Source organism: Novosphingobium sp. GV079 (assembly GCF_003058045.1).
Classification (GTDB): domain Bacteria; phylum Pseudomonadota; class Alphaproteobacteria; order Sphingomonadales; family Sphingomonadaceae; genus Novosphingobium; species Novosphingobium capsulatum.
On the sequence record NZ_QBUE01000012.1, the window covers coordinates 1 to 16,124 of the forward strand.

The 16,124-nt window shown below is 60.3% G+C and carries 13 protein-coding genes; 5 read left to right on the plus strand and 8 right to left on the minus strand.

The annotated features are described in order from the left end of the window. Positions 1 to 319 precede the first annotated feature (319 nt). From C8K14_RS15095 to C8K14_RS15115, 5 genes are all read left to right on the plus strand, one after another. Positions 320 to 1,558, plus strand: coding sequence for a tyrosine-type recombinase/integrase (locus tag C8K14_RS15095; protein ID WP_107717272.1), 1,239 nt, complete (start codon positions 320 to 322; stop codon positions 1,556 to 1,558). A 37-nt stretch (positions 1,559 to 1,595) separates the two neighbouring features. Further along, complete coding sequence (locus tag C8K14_RS15100; RefSeq protein ID WP_107717273.1) at positions 1,596 to 1,955, plus strand: type II toxin-antitoxin system RelE/ParE family toxin; 360 nt, start codon at positions 1,596 to 1,598, stop codon at positions 1,953 to 1,955. After that, positions 1,948 to 2,286 carry a helix-turn-helix domain-containing protein gene (locus tag C8K14_RS15105; RefSeq protein WP_107717274.1) on the plus strand — a complete coding sequence of 113 codons (339 nt, stop codon included), beginning with the start codon at positions 1,948 to 1,950 and terminating at the stop codon, positions 2,284 to 2,286. Before C8K14_RS15100 ends, C8K14_RS15105 begins: the two co-directional genes overlap by 8 nt. Positions 2,287 to 2,748: 462 nt before the next feature. Beyond that, complete coding sequence (locus C8K14_RS15110) at positions 2,749 to 3,783, plus strand: DUF2188 domain-containing protein (RefSeq protein ID WP_107717275.1); 1,035 nt, start codon at positions 2,749 to 2,751, stop codon at positions 3,781 to 3,783. Beyond that, the gene (locus C8K14_RS15115) at positions 3,783 to 4,352 is read left to right on the plus strand and encodes a hypothetical protein (protein ID WP_107717276.1); all 570 of its coding nucleotides are present in this window, start codon (positions 3,783 to 3,785) and stop codon (positions 4,350 to 4,352) included. Before C8K14_RS15110 ends, C8K14_RS15115 begins: the two co-directional genes overlap by 1 nt. 47 nt (positions 4,353 to 4,399) lie before the next feature. Here C8K14_RS15115 and C8K14_RS15120 read toward each other — a convergent pair whose 3' ends face one another. The 8 genes from C8K14_RS15120 to C8K14_RS15155 form a co-directional block, all read right to left on the minus strand. Next, on the minus strand, positions 4,400 to 7,333 hold the full coding sequence (locus C8K14_RS15120) for a DEAD/DEAH box helicase family protein (RefSeq protein ID WP_107717277.1): 2,934 nt from the start codon (positions 7,331 to 7,333) through the stop codon (positions 4,400 to 4,402). After that, a complete protein-coding gene (locus tag C8K14_RS15125; RefSeq protein WP_107717278.1) occupies positions 7,333 to 9,234 on the minus strand; it encodes a DNA methyltransferase in 1,902 nt (633 codons plus the stop codon). Before C8K14_RS15125 ends, C8K14_RS15120 begins: the two co-directional genes overlap by 1 nt. 58 nt (positions 9,235 to 9,292) lie before the next feature. After that, positions 9,293 to 9,622, minus strand: a complete 330-nt coding sequence (locus C8K14_RS15130; protein ID WP_107717279.1) for a HigA family addiction module antitoxin — start codon at positions 9,620 to 9,622, stop codon at positions 9,293 to 9,295. A 9-nt stretch (positions 9,623 to 9,631) separates the two neighbouring features. Next, positions 9,632 to 9,922: a type II toxin-antitoxin system RelE/ParE family toxin gene (locus C8K14_RS15135; protein WP_107717280.1), complete on the minus strand. Its 291-nt coding sequence runs from the start codon at positions 9,920 to 9,922 to the stop codon at positions 9,632 to 9,634. A 64-nt stretch (positions 9,923 to 9,986) separates the two neighbouring features. After that, positions 9,987 to 10,871 carry an ArdC family protein gene (locus tag C8K14_RS15140; protein WP_107717281.1) on the minus strand — a complete coding sequence of 295 codons (885 nt, stop codon included), beginning with the start codon at positions 10,869 to 10,871 and terminating at the stop codon, positions 9,987 to 9,989. A 222-nt stretch (positions 10,872 to 11,093) separates the two neighbouring features. Next, positions 11,094 to 13,835, minus strand: coding sequence for a MobF family relaxase (gene mobF, locus C8K14_RS15145; RefSeq protein WP_107717406.1), 2,742 nt, complete (start codon positions 13,833 to 13,835; stop codon positions 11,094 to 11,096). After that, complete coding sequence (locus C8K14_RS15150) at positions 13,835 to 15,658, minus strand: type IV secretion system DNA-binding domain-containing protein (protein ID WP_199223745.1); 1,824 nt, start codon at positions 15,656 to 15,658, stop codon at positions 13,835 to 13,837. Before C8K14_RS15150 ends, mobF begins: the two co-directional genes overlap by 1 nt. Next, positions 15,655 to 16,029, minus strand: coding sequence for a hypothetical protein (locus C8K14_RS15155; protein ID WP_107717282.1), 375 nt, complete (start codon positions 16,027 to 16,029; stop codon positions 15,655 to 15,657). The genes C8K14_RS15150 and C8K14_RS15155 overlap by 4 nt, the downstream gene beginning before the upstream one ends. Positions 16,030 to 16,124: the final 95 nt, after the last annotated feature.

Here is a 16,124-nt window from a genome sequence, read left to right on the forward strand (position 1 = left end):
GCCCCGATCGGGGCCCCTGTGCTTTGAATCTGCCGCAACGTCAGTGGCCTACTTTTACTCCGCCACAGTGGCCGGTTTTTGCTCCGCCGTTGACAGGACGAGAGGATTCGAACCTCCGACCCCCACACCCCCAGCCGCAATTTTAGGGGGTTCAGGATGCCTCCGGACGCATCTCAAAAACTTGCTTATTCCAGTCGCTTATGGCATCAAAGAACCAGATTGGTTGTGTGTTTTGGGCGCTTTTTGTTCCGCCGTGTTGCAGGAAGTTGCACCACCACAGCACCACCAGAACGAGGTGATTCGAGTTTTGAGGTGATCCATGCGAGCCGTATTGACACAGGCCATAGTCGAAAAAGCGGTGTTTCCGGTTAAGCCGGTTGACCACCGCGATACACGCCTAAAAGGGCTGGTCTTGCGGGTGATGCCCAGTGGGGTGAAGTCCTTTTATTGCGAATATGCGCGGGGCAAACGGATATGGCTTGGGCGGGCTGATGTGCTGGGGCTGGCCGAGGCGCGCGAGAGTGCCCGCGCTATCCTGGCCGACGTTTATCGCGGCATCGATCCCATCGCGGCGCGCAAGCCGAAGCAGGAGGTTCCAACTTTTCGCACCTTTCTGAATGACGACTATGCGGTGTGGGCAAAGGCCAATCAAAAGGCCCATGCCCAAAACCTCAAGCGGCTTTCGACTGCGTTCAAGGGGCTGTTGGACAAGCGGCTCGACGAAATCAAGGGCCTGGATATCGAACGCTGGCGAGCAGGAGAGGTTGAGCGTGGCCTGAGCCATGAAACGATCAACCGCGACATTTCCTCGATCAAGGCGGCGTTCAACCGGGCGGTGGATTGGGAGATTATCCCCACCAACCCGCTCGCCAAGGTCAAGAAGTCGCGCACGGACGACCTGTTGAAAGTGCGCTACCTGACCGATGCCGAGGAGACCCGGTTGCGCAAGGCGCTCGATGCCCGCGAGGAGCGCCGCCGCGCCGAACGCGATTCGGCCAATCACTGGCGGCGCGAACGGGGCTACGTCCAGTTGCCTAGTCTGCGCACCGTCATGTTCACCGACCATGTTAAGCCGCTGATCCTGCTCTCGATCAACACGGGGTGCCGTCGCGGCGAACTGTTTGACCTCACCTGGTCGAATGTTGATCTGGACCGCCGCATTTTGACCGTGACTGGCGCGACGGCGAAGTCCAAGCGGACGCGCCACATTCCTCTCAATCGCGAGGCCACCCGTGTCTTGCAAGGCTGGCGCGCGCAGGCGGAGGACGACAAGGGGCTGGTCTTCCTCAACGACGAGGGCAAGCGCTTTGACCGGGTTAATTTTTCCTGGCGGCATTTGCTCAAGGATGCCTGCATCTCCAGCTTCCGCTGGCACGATATGCGTCATCATTTCGCGTCGCGGCTGGTGATGGGCGGCGTTGATCTGAACACGGTGCGCGAGCTGCTCGGTCACAGCGATTATGCGATGACCTTGCGCTACGCCCATCTCGCGCCGGAGTTCAAGTTGACGGCGGTGGAGGTTCTGGATCGGCGAACTTCTCTCGCGGCGGTGGCTTGATGGCTCGAATTGACTTTGTTGGCAGATTTGACTACATATGGCCAAGGCTCGTAAAACACTGCGCGCGATCTCGTGGATCAAGGCAGCAAGGAGAGATTTCGAGGCGTTCCCGCCTCGGGCAATGGATCGGGCGTTTGATGCTCTGACCATTGTGGCCGATGGTGGAACGCCCGACATTGCCAAGCCGCTTGCGGGCTTGGGCGCGGGTGTGTGGGAGTTGGCAATCAAGGAGCGTGGTGACGCCTATCGCGTTGTTTACGCTCTGCAATTGGGCGATGATATCTGGGTGGTCCATGCCTTCCAGAAGAAATCGACCAAAGGAATTTCGACGCCTCGCCACGAAATCGACCTCGTGCGGGAGCGGATCAAGCGGTTGAAGGATGTGCTCGATGGCTGACCATGACGATGATTTCGAGCTGGTGCGCGGCTCTGGCAACGTCTTTGCCGATTTCGCCCAGCCAGATGCCAGCATTCGCCAGTTTCGCGCGATCCTTGCCGCCGAAATTGTCAAGGCGCTAGATGCTGGGCGGCTGACGGTGCGTGATGCCGAAGCGCGCACAGGCATCGCGGCGGCAGATTTTTCGCGTATTCGTCAGGCCAAGCTGGACCGCTTTACCATCGATCGGTTAATGCGCATTCTTGACCGATTGAACCAGGATGTCCGTGTGAAGATTTCTGTTATGCCGCGAACGGGGTTGGCGGAGTTGGCGCCTTCTCTCGCTGCCTGACCTGAGCTGATCCCGAGTTGCGACCGAAGGGAGCGGCCCGCGTTGAGGTCCGGGCGGGCGGATAACATGAATGGCCGCCCTGGTCGGGGCTGACTCGGTCAAAGGTGGTTATGCTCCTGCCATCACCTCCGCCGGGTTCGGATGTTGGTGCAGCAAGGCAACGGTTCGCTCGGCATGGGCCCCACAGTTGTACCTTGCAGGGAGGAAGAGGCAGCGCCTCTTTCTCACTCCTAACAGGGAAGGGATGCGCCGCTGGCGGCGCCCATCAGAGGGCAGACGTACCCGCTCTATTTCGTGGCAGAAATTGCAGACTGCCGGTGCGAAATGGTAATCCCTGGTCCGTTGGACGAGCGATGTAGGCCAAGCTGAACGTTACGTGCTGCTTCTGATCGTTGTCTACTTGGCATTTCAGCTATGCAAGGCAATAAAGCCAAGGATCGAATGCGTTGGAGCGGTTAAGCAATGAGCACAACATACCACATGGTACACTATCGTTGCTTTGAAGCGGACGCGACGGCTCTGAATGGCAAGACGCTGGAAACGCTTTGCCGAGAAGCATTGAATACGAGCAATGGCTCCGCTGCCCTTTGGGCGCGACCGGAAGATCGCGTGTTCGACCTAGGCAGTGGTGATGGCCGCAAGATATTCCTGAACAAAGTTGCGGATTTATCCAGCGCAGTATTTGGGGAAATGTGCCTTGCACAATCTAAGGACTTGCAGGCGCTACTCAACATGAAGCCTTCCGAAGTGAAGTTGTCAAACCTGACCACGGCTACCGTCTATGACCTCGACGAGCGGGAAGCTCCGCAGGGATCGCAGTTTGTCCGGGGGCTGGCGTACTGGCTCGCCATCGGGAATCATATGCTATTCGTGAAAACACACTCGATGACGCCCGAACTGGTGCGGTTGTATCTCGATTGGCTGCTCAAATCGCGTGGCGCGGTTGTGGACCCAACCTTGTCGTTCACCCTGAATGCCGAGTTCGACAAGACAGCGACAGCGGGCGACATTGGCGAGATACGCAACCTCCGGGTCGCCGGAAAATCCGCACCACAGGTCATCAATTTTGAGGGCGAAACCGAGAATCGGATGGTCAAAACCTCCCGGAGCATCGCGGACAAGTTCGCCCAGATGCAACAAGCCGTCCCGATCGTAAAGGCGCTGTTCGGCGAGACGAAGGCCAAGTCGCTCATTGAAAGCCTTGGTCCCGAGGAGTATCTTGCTGTCGAAGCATCGGTGAAAGTCCGTGGGCGCCGGACCGAGGAATCGCGCAAGAAGTTTCAAGCCATTGCGAACGATCTTGCGGACGAATCGGACGCCCAGGTGCAAATTGAGGGCAAAGACGGCCAGATCAGGGATGGCGATGCCATCCTGCGGACCCGTATGCCGTTCCACCTACCACACGAAGGCAGCAACCTTTTGGAGTTCGATAACGTCGCCGACCAGCTCCAAGAGGTGTATGCTCGCTTCGTCAAGGACGGAAAGATAACGGCCTGATGGCCCGAACGAAGACCATTGTTGTTACCTTTCTCGCGACCGGACTGTTTGCCTGGGCGGTTCCCCTTGCGCGCCTCTACGGGGCGTTTCAGCCACTCATCGTCGCCCTTTCCATCATGGTCGCTGCCGTGTTTGTGCGGCTGAATCGCGGGATGCCCGCACTCGAATGGAAGAGCCTCGAACCTGACAAGCGCAAAGAACTCACAGCCTCCATTGTCAGAGTGACTACCGAATATGGGTGGATCATCGGTATCAACGCGGTCGCCCTGGCCAGCCTGGTCACGCTGTCGGTGATCGGCGGTACCGATGCCGCGCTGTGGCCGGAGGGTGTCCGCCGGGCCGTCGCCGGCGCGGTGGGCGGTCTTGTCACCCTCTGCGCTGCGCGCATGGCATATGTTGTATGGCGTGATATTGACATCGTTCGATTACAGAAACGCCTAATCGACGGGGCGGCCTCGCGGGAATTAGACGAGCGAGAACGTGCTCTCGCCGATGAGAAGGTGGCGAGCATCCGATCCGCAAACGTCCGGCCCGTCGAGGTCAAGCCTCCCAAGGCATGGGGCGAATAGGCGGCTTGCGCGCTCCCGCTGGCCGGTTCGCTTCGACCATGACGTTATCAAAACGCGAATTTGGCTTGGCCTTTGTCCTCTACCGGCCGCAGTCGAGCGTAAGCGAGAAGTTCGGCAACCGATCCGCCTTTGTCGCGCCAGCTGTAGAAAGTGCCTTCCCCTAGTAGAACGTAATGCCATTCGGCTTTGCTGCGATGTTCGGGTGCAAGCGCATTGATGCGATCACACCATGAGACAGCCGCTTTCCGTTTCCGCAGGACATTCGGGCTTGTGAGCTGGCCTTGGGCTTTCGTCTCCACCAGATAAATTGTGCCGCCCGCTCTCACGAGAAAGTCAGGTGAATAGAAGGCAGGCAAGCCATCTTCCTTGATATAGCGGAGCCGGGCAAACGTGTGTTTCTGTTCATTGATCTTGCAGAACGCATCAACACTGGCGTCCTTCTCGCAAGTCTCCATGAAGCCTTGTTCCAGCCCGCCGTTACGGGATGGATACGGAAGACGGAGGTAAATTGCCTTTCCGACCGCCAGCGACGAGCCTTCGCGCATGGCGAGTTTGGGCACTTCGGACAGGCTGCGGTGCGCCACTTCCGCATCCGCCACAATCACACTGTCTTCCGCTTCGAGAATCGCCCGCGCCCAAACCTTGATGATGTGGTCCGTCACAGGATCGAGCAGCAGCACCCGCCAATTTTCATCGGCCAGCGGCTCGAAATCCTGCTTGAACAGATATTGCCGGATGAAGCCGTCTATGCCTTCGGCCAGTTCGGCGCGGTTGATCTGGATATAGGGAAACTTGCTCGCGTTGGCGAACGTCTTGGAACTGCCGGTGGCTTCCGTCAGCGTAACCGCCTCCGTGATACGGCGCGTGATCCGGGCCAGATAGTCATTATAGCCGGTGGCCGTCATCACCCCGCCATGCACCCGATAATCACCGAACCGGGTCTTTGCCTGCACATCCTCGGAGTGAAATTTCTCCCCGTGACCCAACTGATTTTTCAACTGATCGAGAGAGAATGACCCGAACGACTGCAATGCCGCCGGATCAATCTGAGTATCTTCCAGTTCCTCGACCTGTTCACGCAGGATGAACGGAATGGCAAAGTCGTATTCCTCAAAGCCGTTGCGCAGGCCGACCGAGATAAGATCGCCCGTCGAACTGCCATTCTGATCGTCCTCATCCTCCGATTCAGCGGCCAGCCCCTCGTGGATCAACTCATCATAGAAGCTCTGGAATGCCGGGTGTTCGACAATGGAAAGAATGTCGATCATGTTATTCGGGGTCTTGCCGGTGCGGATTAGCTGCCGGTTTTCCCGCTTAATGTCGTCATATTCGTTGCCGCGCCACATCAGGCGCAGGCCCCGCCCTATGGTCTGTTCCAGCAGGATGCCCGCGCCCGCCGCGCGCAACGGCACGATGACGCAGATATTATTCACGTCGAAACCTTCGCGCAGCATCAGGACGCTGACGATCACGCGCGGCGACTTATGCCGGTCAACGTCGAACAGCCGTTCGCGCAGCACCTTCCATTCGTCAGGCTTCAATTCGCCCTTGCGGTTGGAATCGACCCGCAGCACCTCGTCATCGGCGAGCCCCTCAAGCTGCATGAAATCGGCCACCAGCGGCGTGACTGTGGTGTCCTCGCAGACAACCAGCATCTTCGGATGCTTGTCAGGATCGAGAGCGGCGAAATCCGCTTCGAGCTTTCGGAGTTTGGTCAGCCCCGCCCGCAGCATGATCCGCTGCCCTTCCGAGAGCATCGGATTGCCGTTTTCGTCGCGATCCGCCTTAAAATCCAGTTCCTCGTCGGAAAGCGCGCCGATTTCCGAACGTTTGTCCAGCACCAGCGACTTGACCAGTCCCGCCCTCATGGCTGTCTTTAGGTCGAAATCTACGACGATATGAGGAAAGTAAGATTTGCGGGAGTTCTTTCCAGTACCAACCTCATTGTAAGGCGTGGCTGAAAAGTCCACCTGAACGAAACGGTTGCCCTTTGGTGTGGCAATGAGGTTGAGACTCTTTTGCCATTCAACCTCAGTCACTTCACCTTCGCGCTTGAAATCATGGATATGGTGTGCCTCGTCATTGAAGACCATCAATGCAGGCAAATCCTTGAGATAGGACAGGATGCCGCCACGCTCATAGCGTCGGTTCAGCACGTTGAGATCGTTGCCCTGACTGGTTCCTGGCGTCAGCGGTAGGATGCTTTGCACAACCGCTTTCGGATCAACCGATTGGCCCGGCGCATCAATATCCGTATCTTCCAGCGTTTCCCCTTCTTCTGAGAGGACATGCCAGTTGGATATGGCGATGATGCCGCCAGCCGTTACCTTGCGGCCAATGTCCTCCTTGGGGCAGACTGCACCCTGCACAAAGCGAAAGACCTCGTCCCGGTATGCGTCTGGTATGAATAATTCTTGGAAAATCGACAGGTCGGAGATTGTGAAATCGCGCTTGCCGTCGCGTTCCTTGCCCATGAACGCGTCAAGAAGCCGATCATAAACGATCAGGCCGGGCGCGACGATGAGGAAATTCTTGGTGTAACGGCCACTTTCCGGGCTGCGAGCGGCATTGAGAATCTGCCAAACCATCAGGGCTTGCAGAACCCACGTCTTGCCCGTCCCCGTTGCCATTTTCAGGCAGTATTTAGGATAGGCGTTTTTTGGTGCGCGGATCACCTCGGAATCGCGCGCGTTCGCCAGCATCACGTCCGGCGCGGCGACCTGATAAAGATCTTGCAGCGTGTTGATGCCCAGCACTTCATGGGCATAAATCACGTTCAGCAGGGCTTGCCGCTGTCCGGGGTGAAAATTAAACTTGCGCGCATCCTGAAATTCCCTCTGAAACCACCACTTGAGCAGTTCCGCCGTCATTTCCGAAACCTGATCGAGAATCGGAGCATCGCCGCTTTCCAGCCCAGCGCAAACTTCCTCAACCTTGGCCGTCAGCCCCAGGGCAAGCGACAGGTCATTGATACTCGCCATTATGCCACCTCAACCGTTGCTTCGGCTTCAAACCCGAACACATCGACAACGCGAACGCATACGCGCCGCTTGCCGTCCTTCTTGGGCAGGCCGGTAAGCCGGGCCGTTGTGACAACCCGGTAAGGGTCATCATCATTTTCCGTGTTGCCGCGATAATCCTGCCAGACGGAACGGAACACTTCTCCGTCATAGTCGGGATCGACGCTCCAATATTCAATCAGCGCCAGCGGGTCGGCGTTGATTACCTTTTGGAGCTTTTCGCGGTTGGCTTCGTCTAGGTTCAGGGCTTCGGGTGACAGCAGAACATAGTTTGCAATCGACACCGAAAGGGATTCGTTTTCCCCTACCTGTTCCCGCTTTACCCCGCCCAGCTTCAAATATTGCAGCGACGAGAACCGCACTTCATCAGCCTTGAGCTTGTGGCCTTTCTTCTTGAGCCGGTCGAGTAGATCGGGCGGGATAACTAGCACTTCGAGGCGATCACCTTGGCCCAGGGCTTCAATATCGTGGCCAATGGTGGGCGAAAAATTCCAGCCAAGGATGATAACCTTATCCCATCCGCCCATGAGGTTTTCACGGATTTCAATGGCGCGGCGAAGGGTGGCAAGCCCGGTCATCTTGTTCGGGCTGTCTGCCAGAACAAGTGTCTTGCTCCCCTGTAGCCGTCCCATATTCTTATTCGGGTTTTCTTCAACTGGTAGCGGCAACGCGCCAAAGAGGCCCAGCACGATTTCGGCCAGATCGCCAATGCGGAACTTACTCCCCATAGTGGAGCGCATCTGTTCGACCTGATAATCGCCAATATGCTGATAAAGGAAAGGCTTCGCATTTTGGTCGATCAGGCGTTTACGTGCAACCATACAAGCTGGCTTCCCAAGATCAGATGCGATCCAGCGCCGACCGAGGCGTTCGGCCACAGCAGCCGTTGTGCCTGACCCAGAGAAAAAATCGGCTACTAGCTGACCTTCATTCGAAGATGCTTGTATAATGCGCTCTAGAAGGGCTTCTGGCTTCTGCGTTTTGTAATCAAGTCTCTCCGATGCAACCGGATTTATGATTGGAATAGTCCACACGTCGCCAACAGGGCGTTCACTTGCTCCCTCGGCATACATTAGGGATCCATCTTCATTTTTGAGCCAAATTCTTTCGCCATCGACTTTTTTGGTCACTGGCTGCAACTTCTTGTTTTTAACGGGTTCGGCAACCAGGTTATGGGTGTATTTATCTGATTTTGAATATAGAAAAAGTATGTCATGCCGCGTATCAAATGTTTTTGCCGCCCAACCGGTGCCGAGTTTGTTTTCGTAATGCCATATCACATCATTTCTGAATCTATCTCTTCCGAATACATCATCCATAATCACCTTTACATAGTGACCGACGTGCCAATCCAAATGGACATATATGGATCCAGATTCGGAAAGAAGTTCCTTCATTAAAAATAGTCTTGGCGTAATCATTTTTAGATAAGACGCGGTTCCGTCTGCCCATGTATCTGAATATGCAAACTGTTCAATGGCCGTAGGGCGCTGCTCTACACTTGTGCCGTCAAGTATGATCTTCGTGCGATAGTCAGCTTTGCTGTCGAACGGAGGATCGATATAAATTAGATCAATTTTAGAGCGGAGGGAGGAGGAATCAGCATCTCCAGCCAGAGCGGCTGCCATGGCCAGCATATTGTCGCCATAGATTAGGCGGTTCGCCGCATCTTTGGTTTCCTGAAATTCTTGCTTATCTGCCCTTTGAAAGAAGTCTTGCCAGTTACTGTCCCTTGACGGGATGACCAACTCGCGGGTTTGCAGGCCAAGGCGATAGTTGCTCTCGGCGCGTTCCATTGCTCGTTCGGCCTCGCGTTTCCCTTCGGCCACGATAGACGGCAACTGATCGAGCAAACTTTTCATGCAACATTCCTCTTCGCCGCTTACGTTGCGGCATCACAAAACTTTGTAATCTGAACTGTCAAGCCGACGCTGGCATCCCGTCAGCACCGCCCTGGAACGGGGCAACGTGAATTTCGCTCTCCCGCTTGCGGGTCTGCGCGATGTCAAAGCTGTTCTGCATCCGCATCAGGGTATCCATCGACACGCCGAACGCCTTTTCCATCCGCAGCGCCATTTCGGGCGACAGATGCGCGCGTTCGTTCAGCAGGGTCGAGAGCGTCGCGCGGGTCACGCCCAGCACTTCGGCGGCGGCTGTTACCGAAAGGCCCAGCGGTTCGATGATTTCATGCTTGATGAAGCCGCCAGGATGAGCCGGGTTCTTCAAGCGGATGCCAGCAATCGCACTCATGCCCACCTCCTAGTGGTAATCTTCGTAATCAAGGTCAATGATCTCGATTTCGTTGCGGTCGATCCGAAACGTCATGCGCCAGTTCTTGGTGACGAACAGGCTCCACGTGCCCTTGCGATCGCCGGTCAGCATATGCGCTTTCCAACTGGGGACGGTGCGCAATTCTTCCTCAACTTCCATATCCTGGAGGAAGGAAACCATGCGCCGAACCTTGGCGACAACGGCGGGCTGGAGGCCACTTTCATCGTCATGCTCGATGAAACGCGGCAATCCCTTATGGATCACGTTTCGGATTTTCATGGTTGTTTCTAACAAATCGATCGTTCGGCGTCAAGCTACGCTATACAGGTGAGGGCGGGCGCGGTCACCCCCCGCCCCCTGCCAACCACTCCGCCGCCTTGGCCGCCGCGCTGGCGGCGGTGAAGATGGCGCGGCTGTCGGCCTTCAGGACCTTGAGCCAGGACGCGAGGTAGCTGGCATGATCGGGGCGCGGTCCGGAGGACAGGCCTAGGTCGGCGCACAGGAAGGCCGCGCCAAGTTCAGCGACCAGTTCTTCCATCGCATAGGCTTCATCGCCAAACCGCTTGCCAAAGGTGCGGGCCAGGCGGTGCTCGGCGCCGGACCAGTGCACCAGCTCGTGGAGCAGGGTTGCATACCAGTTCTGGCCAGCATTGCCGGGTTCGGTCGCAAAGAACAGGCGCTTTTCCGGCATGGTGATGGTGTCGGTGATGGGCGTGTAGTGCGCGCTTTCACCCTGGATGCGGATGGCCGCGCCTGTTTCCTCAACGAAGGCGTCGGCGCCGGGGATGGGGTCGAAATCTTCGGCGGCACTGGCATAGGGCATTTCGTAACCCTCGACCTGGGCGACGTTGAACACATGCGAGGCCTGGGCAAAGATGCGACCTGCGCCCTCGCGTTCCTCGGCCTGCTCGTCCTCGGCTTTGTCCAGAACCTTGTAGAACACAATCGGCGCGGCCTTTTCGCCCTTGCGGACCTGCGCGCCCAGCGACTGCCACTGGCGATAGGTGGCCCAGAGGCCATGGCCGTAATGCTGCGCTTCGGCGCTGGCCCAGAGGGCGATGACATTGACGCCGCGATAGGGCTTCTTGGTGGCTGCGTTCATCGGGCGATAGAGCGGGGCGCCGCTGCGGTGCCAGGGCAGCTTGAATTCGCCTGCGCCTGCTTCGAGCATGGTGATGATCTGGCTGGTGATGGTGTCATAGATGCTGGCGGTCTGGGTGCTGGCCATGGTGAAAATCCTTCGTCCTGTCGTTGGGAACGCGGATGAAGGGACAGGCCGGATCGGCCCTGCGGGTCAGCGGAACGCGAAACAGCCAACACGGGAGGGCCTTGGCCCGAATGGAGCGGGCGGGCTGTTGATCCCGCTGGGCACGGCCTGTCGAAGAGGAGCGGTTCATGCCAAAGACGGGGCGCAGGATGCCATGGCCAGCGTGCCGCCAAGCCTTAGGATTCAGCCCAAACCAGCCCCTTGTCCCATGCTCTTGCCGCTGGCGGGGGTGTCGGCCTCCAGCGCCGTCTGCTTTTCGCCCGCGCGCTCGTAGATCGCGGCCACCAGCCTGTCGCGGTCGTCAGTGACGATCACCGCCTCGGACTTCGCGCGGGAAAGCGCGACATAGAGCATCTTCTGGTCCACCAGATTGGCCGATCGGCTGTTGGCGTGGATCAGGACGCGTTCAGCGGTTTGGCCCTGCGCGGCATGTGTGGTCTGGACATAGGCGTGGCGGATATGGGCATCGCGGGGGTTTGCAAGGTCAAGATGCTGCTCCCGGCCATTGGCAAGCTGCAATGTCGCCCGCGATTGGTCGGGGTCAATGCCCGTTATTGTGCCAAGCAGGCCATTGGTCCGCCCCATGGCGCCATCGTTGCGCGTGAACTGGATGCGGTCGCCCTCGCGCAAGTCCATGGTGCGCGGCGCATAGGCCTGCACATGGCCAGCACCCCATTGCCGGGGGTGCCAGTCGATTGTCGCGCCATCAGGTCCGGCAAGGGCAACACGGTTGCGATCGGGATCGACGCCCGTGATGCGCAGCGCTTCGCCCCGGCTCACGCCCTTGGCCGCATAATCGCGGGTGAAGCGGACGATATCGCCAATGGCATAGCTGGCGGCTTCGCGGGTTTCGGCGCGGGTCAGGCCTTTAGCCTCCAGGCTTTCAAACGTCAGCGCCGATGCGGAAAGCTCGCCGTTGGCGGCAAGGTTCTCGCGGATCAGGCCGGTCAGGCGATCTCGCCCTTCGCGCGAAGGCTCGATCACCAGCGTCTTGGCGCGCTGTTCTGGCGACATGATGGTGTAGCGCTGGGCGATCAGCGCAAGCCGCTCCTCCGCACTGGCGGCCTCCAACACCTGGCCGCCGCCGCGTTCCAGCGCTTCCATCGCTTTGCCCGCATGGCCTTCGATGGAGGCCATGACCGCTTCGCGCGTGTCGGCATTGGTCTGGCGCACAACTTCGGCCAGCTTGGCGGTGGGCATGCCCGCCTGCTGCAACTGGGCAAAGGCGGCCCCGGCGCCGACCGATCCCAATTGCCGTACATCGCCAACCAGCACCACGCGAACGCCTGCCTTGTCCGCGCTGGACAACAAGCGGGCCATGTCATGGGCGGACAGCATGGAGGCTTCATCCACGATCCAGACGGCATTTCTGCCAGGCATCTTGGCCTCGGGCGCGAGCAAATGGCGGGCGACCGTATCGCTGCGCAGGCCAAGCGATTGGCCCAGCACGCCCGCCGCCGATGCAGTGGGGGCCAGCGCGGTGACCGCCATTCCGCGTTGCTTCGCCTCGCGGGCATAGGTGGCGAGCACCGTGGTAGTCTTGGCCGTGCCTGCATAGCCTTGGACGGCGGCAACACGGTCGGGCGATGTCAGCAAATCCAGGGTCGCGCGGCGCTGCCCCTCGGTCCAGGTGAAACCGGCCCGCTCGGATTGCCGGGCGGCTTGCTCCACGGCGCGAGCGGCGGCGATTGGCCCGGCGAGCGGCGCGGCCATACCCCGGCCAGCAGCTTCGATGCGCAGCATGCTGCGCTCGGTCTCGATCCCTGATGGTGTGGTGAAGCCAGCAAATTCGGTGCCGCGCCGGTCGAGATAGGGGCGCGGGACCAAGGTGCCAGTCGCTTGTGCTTCGGCAATCGCGGCGGTGATGTCGCCATGCCCCAGCTTGCCAAAGGCATGGTCGCCGACCTCGCGCGTCAACGTGTGGAGGGAAAACACCGCCTCGCGCTCAGACAGTTTGGCGGCGGCAAAGGCCACGGCCTGCCGCGCCAGCAAGGCAGGATCGGACCGCATGGCCTCTGCGCGCGTATCGGCCTCGGCCATCAGCTTGTCCCGCGCGGCCTGATCAAACCCGGCGCCATCGGCGGCGGCGCGCCAAGCCTGCCGCAAAGTGCCATGGTCAACGCTGGCCTTGGCTTCGCGCGTGTCGAGCGCCGCGATCTGCCTCTCGGCGGCACTGGCCTCGGCGCGGGTCTTGCCCCGCTCGGCCAGACGCGCCTCGATCGCGGCGGTGCGCTGGCTGAGGGCTTCGACGGCGGCTTTGGGCACGCCTGCGATCTCGAAAGTGGATTCCTTGCCGCGCTCGATCGTGTAGCCAAGCTGGGCAACGCCATGGGCCAGTTCCTGGCGATAGATCGCGCCAATGTCCTTCTGAAGCTGATAGATGGCGCGCGGCTCCAGACTGCGCCACGCGCCTTGCTGATCGCGTGTGGCGTTCAGAACCACGGCATGGGTGTGCAATTGCGGGTCTTGCGCCCGGCTGGTGTCGTGACGGAAGGTGGCGATGGCAAGATTGCCGGTGGCTTCGCGCTTCACCTCGGCGCCATTCCTGATCCGGGTCGCGGCCATGTGCTTCTCCACATGGGCCAGCGCCACTTTGGCCGCCGCCGCATGGGCCGCGATCAGGCGCTTGTCCCCGGCAACCTCGGCCATGATCGAGACCGATTTGGGCGCGGACAGGGTGATGTCCCATCCGGGGCGATGCTCGACCTTGCCGCCGCGCGTGGTGCCAAGCTGCTCGCCTGCAATGCGCCCCTCCAGCATGGCGCGGAACTGGTCGCGATCGACCTCGCCGGAAAGGCCAAGATGATCCGCCCCCTTGCCGAACCATTCCGATGGGGCGAGGCCGCCTTCCGCGTAATAGTCGTCGGCCTCGTAATAGCTGGCCGCTTGGCCCGCGCTTGATAGCGCGCTGACGGTCGCCACCATCACACCGGCCCCTGCATCTGGCCCGCCGCGCGCGCGTCGCGGCTGATCTGGCTGGCCCGGCTCCACAAGGTTGCGTTGGCAGGCGCGGGGATGAAGCCGAGTTGCCTTGGGCTCCCGCGCGCCGTGATATGATCGGCGGTGAGATGGATGCGCGCCACCGGCAAGCCATCGGGCAGCAGCAGGAAGCCATGGTGAGGCTCCAGCCGCAATTCGCTTTCCAGCACGGCGGGACGAAACTGGCGCTGGGTGTTGAGCGTGGTGCGCGGCAAGTCGGCGCCGAAAGATAGCGTGTCGGTCGAGCTGCGCAATTCGACCTCGCAATCGCCGATGGTCTGGCTGGCCCAACTGCGCGTCTCGCGGTCCACGGTCTGGAGAAACAGCTTGGTGTTGCAGCAGGCCAGCATGGCCTCGGCGATGTTGGTGCCATAGCGGTTGCGCATCTGGCCCAGCGCCTGAAAGGTCAGCACAATCGCAGCGCCAAACTTGCGCCCCTCGGGCAACAGGCGGGCCAGATTGTCCACCTTGGGCAGGTCAGCCAACTCGTCCAGGATGAACCATATCCGCCGATTGGGCGAAGGCGACAGGCCCAGAACGGCGCTGGCCGCGCATTCCAGCCAGCAGGCCATCAGCGGCTTGGAGGCCTCGAAATAGTCCTCCTTGCGCGGCACGAAAATCCACGGCTTGGCACCTTCGCGGGCGTCCAGCCCTGCGATGAAGTCGCGGAAGGCGAAATGCTCGGCAGTGCCATCATCGACGCGCAGGAACTGGATCAGGTTGGCCGCCTTGGCCAGCATGAACAGCACCGAGCCGGTGGCGCGATCAGCATCATCGGCAAAGGTGCGCGCCGATGATGTGTGCAGCAGCCATTGCTTGAGCTGGTCCTTGCTCTTGACCTGCAAGGCCTCCAGCAGGGCTTCGAGCCGACAATTGCCCTCCGCCCAGAGCGAGCGCAGCATGTTGGCGACCAGGATGCGGCTGGTTTCCATCCAGACATCATCGTCCTGGCTGCTGGTATCGGACACCAACTGACGCGCGATGCGGTCGGCGTCGGCGGGATGGGAAATCTCGTCGAACGGCGACCAGAAGGCGCATCGGGCGTCGAAGGGGTTGAGGATGATGTCGCCGCGCTCGGGCCGGTAGTAATGGGCGATGAACTCGCCGCTGGTGTCATAGACCAGCGCCGGTTCTCCGCGCCTTTCGATGCCATCGAGCATCTGGCGCAGCGCGGTGGTCTTGCCGCTGCCCGTGGTGCCCAGCATCGCGAAATGGCGCGTCTCGATCCGGCGAGGAAGCGGGATGGCGCCGATGGAGAGTTCATCGCCCGCTTGTGGCGGGGCAGTGATGCCTGCCAGTGCGGCCTCGTCGATCACCCGCGTGCCGGACAGCACCCGGTCGCCCATCGTGTCCTGCCCCTGATCGACCATGGCGCGACGGAGCAGCTTGATGGCCATGATGCCAAGGCAAAGGCCCATCAGCGCGCCGATAAACATCGTGGCCAGCCACCAATGATAAGCGCTGGCGAAATCCGCGCCATAGGCCACGTCGCTGGCGGCCATGGTCTCGCGGATACCATCGACCAACACATTCATGGCGGGCTCGCGCCCCAAGAGATTGCCCGTCATCACAAGGCCGCGCGCGAACAGGCATTGGAGGGCCAGCGCAAAGGTCTCGGTGGAAAGCACCAGGCGGGAGAGGACCAGCGCCCCGCCAAGCGTCATCACGGCCAGCAGCTTGGCAAAGAAGCCAAGCCGATGCTGGTACTGCGACAGGCGCATCCGCCACAGGGCATGGGCGCGGGTGGTGAAGTCTTGCCCGCCGATCATGGCCGCCCCTCCATGGCCAGGCCGCGCTGGCGATCGAAGGCCGCGCGCGCTTCGGCGGCGATGGCTTCATCGCCCTGGCGGGCACCCAGCGCGGCGTTGCGGGCATAGGCATAGGCGGCGCAGGCCACGAACAGGTTGCGGTCGAGCACGCGCTCCAGCTCGATCAGCCGGACCGCGATGGTGCCGACTTCCTCGGCGATCTCGCGCGTGTCGGCGTCCCGGGCAGCGCCCCCGGCGATGACGGTGAGGCCAGCGTCAATCGCTTGGAGTAGCGTGCGGTACGGTGGTAGGCCCCGCCGCTCGGCCAGAGCCAGCAGCACCCGCTCCTGCTCGGGGCGCAGGCGGATGGTGCGCTTGGTGGCGGTCAGCATGCCCACCTCCCGCGCGCGCTCCGGGCGCGCTCATGGAATGGCGGATTTACGCCATCCGCAAAGCCTGCCGGGCAAGAGCGCGCGGATGGCGCGCT

Coding starts and splice junctions, on each gene's coding strand:
- C8K14_RS15095 (WP_107717272.1), top strand. CDS start 320: ATGCGAGCCGTATTGACACAGGCCATAGTCGAAAAAGCGGTGTTTCCG.
- C8K14_RS15100 (WP_107717273.1), top strand. CDS start 1,596: ATGGCCAAGGCTCGTAAAACACTGCGCGCGATCTCGTGGATCAAGGCA.
- C8K14_RS15105 (WP_107717274.1), top strand. CDS start 1,948: ATGGCTGACCATGACGATGATTTCGAGCTGGTGCGCGGCTCTGGCAAC.
- C8K14_RS15110 (WP_107717275.1), top strand. CDS start 2,749: ATGAGCACAACATACCACATGGTACACTATCGTTGCTTTGAAGCGGAC.
- C8K14_RS15115 (WP_107717276.1), top strand. CDS start 3,783: ATGGCCCGAACGAAGACCATTGTTGTTACCTTTCTCGCGACCGGACTG.
- C8K14_RS15120 (WP_107717277.1), bottom strand. CDS start 7,333: ATGGCGAGTATCAATGACCTGTCGCTTGCCCTGGGGCTGACGGCCAAG.
- C8K14_RS15125 (WP_107717278.1), bottom strand. CDS start 9,234: ATGAAAAGTTTGCTCGATCAGTTGCCGTCTATCGTGGCCGAAGGGAAA.
- C8K14_RS15130 (WP_107717279.1), bottom strand. CDS start 9,622: ATGAGTGCGATTGCTGGCATCCGCTTGAAGAACCCGGCTCATCCTGGC.
- C8K14_RS15135 (WP_107717280.1), bottom strand. CDS start 9,922: ATGAAAATCCGAAACGTGATCCATAAGGGATTGCCGCGTTTCATCGAG.
- C8K14_RS15140 (WP_107717281.1), bottom strand. CDS start 10,871: ATGGCCAGCACCCAGACCGCCAGCATCTATGACACCATCACCAGCCAG.
- mobF (WP_107717406.1), bottom strand. CDS start 13,835: ATGGTGGCGACCGTCAGCGCGCTATCAAGCGCGGGCCAAGCGGCCAGC.
- C8K14_RS15150 (WP_199223745.1), bottom strand. CDS start 15,658: ATGATCGGCGGGCAAGACTTCACCACCCGCGCCCATGCCCTGTGGCGG.
- C8K14_RS15155 (WP_107717282.1), bottom strand. CDS start 16,029: ATGCTGACCGCCACCAAGCGCACCATCCGCCTGCGCCCCGAGCAGGAG.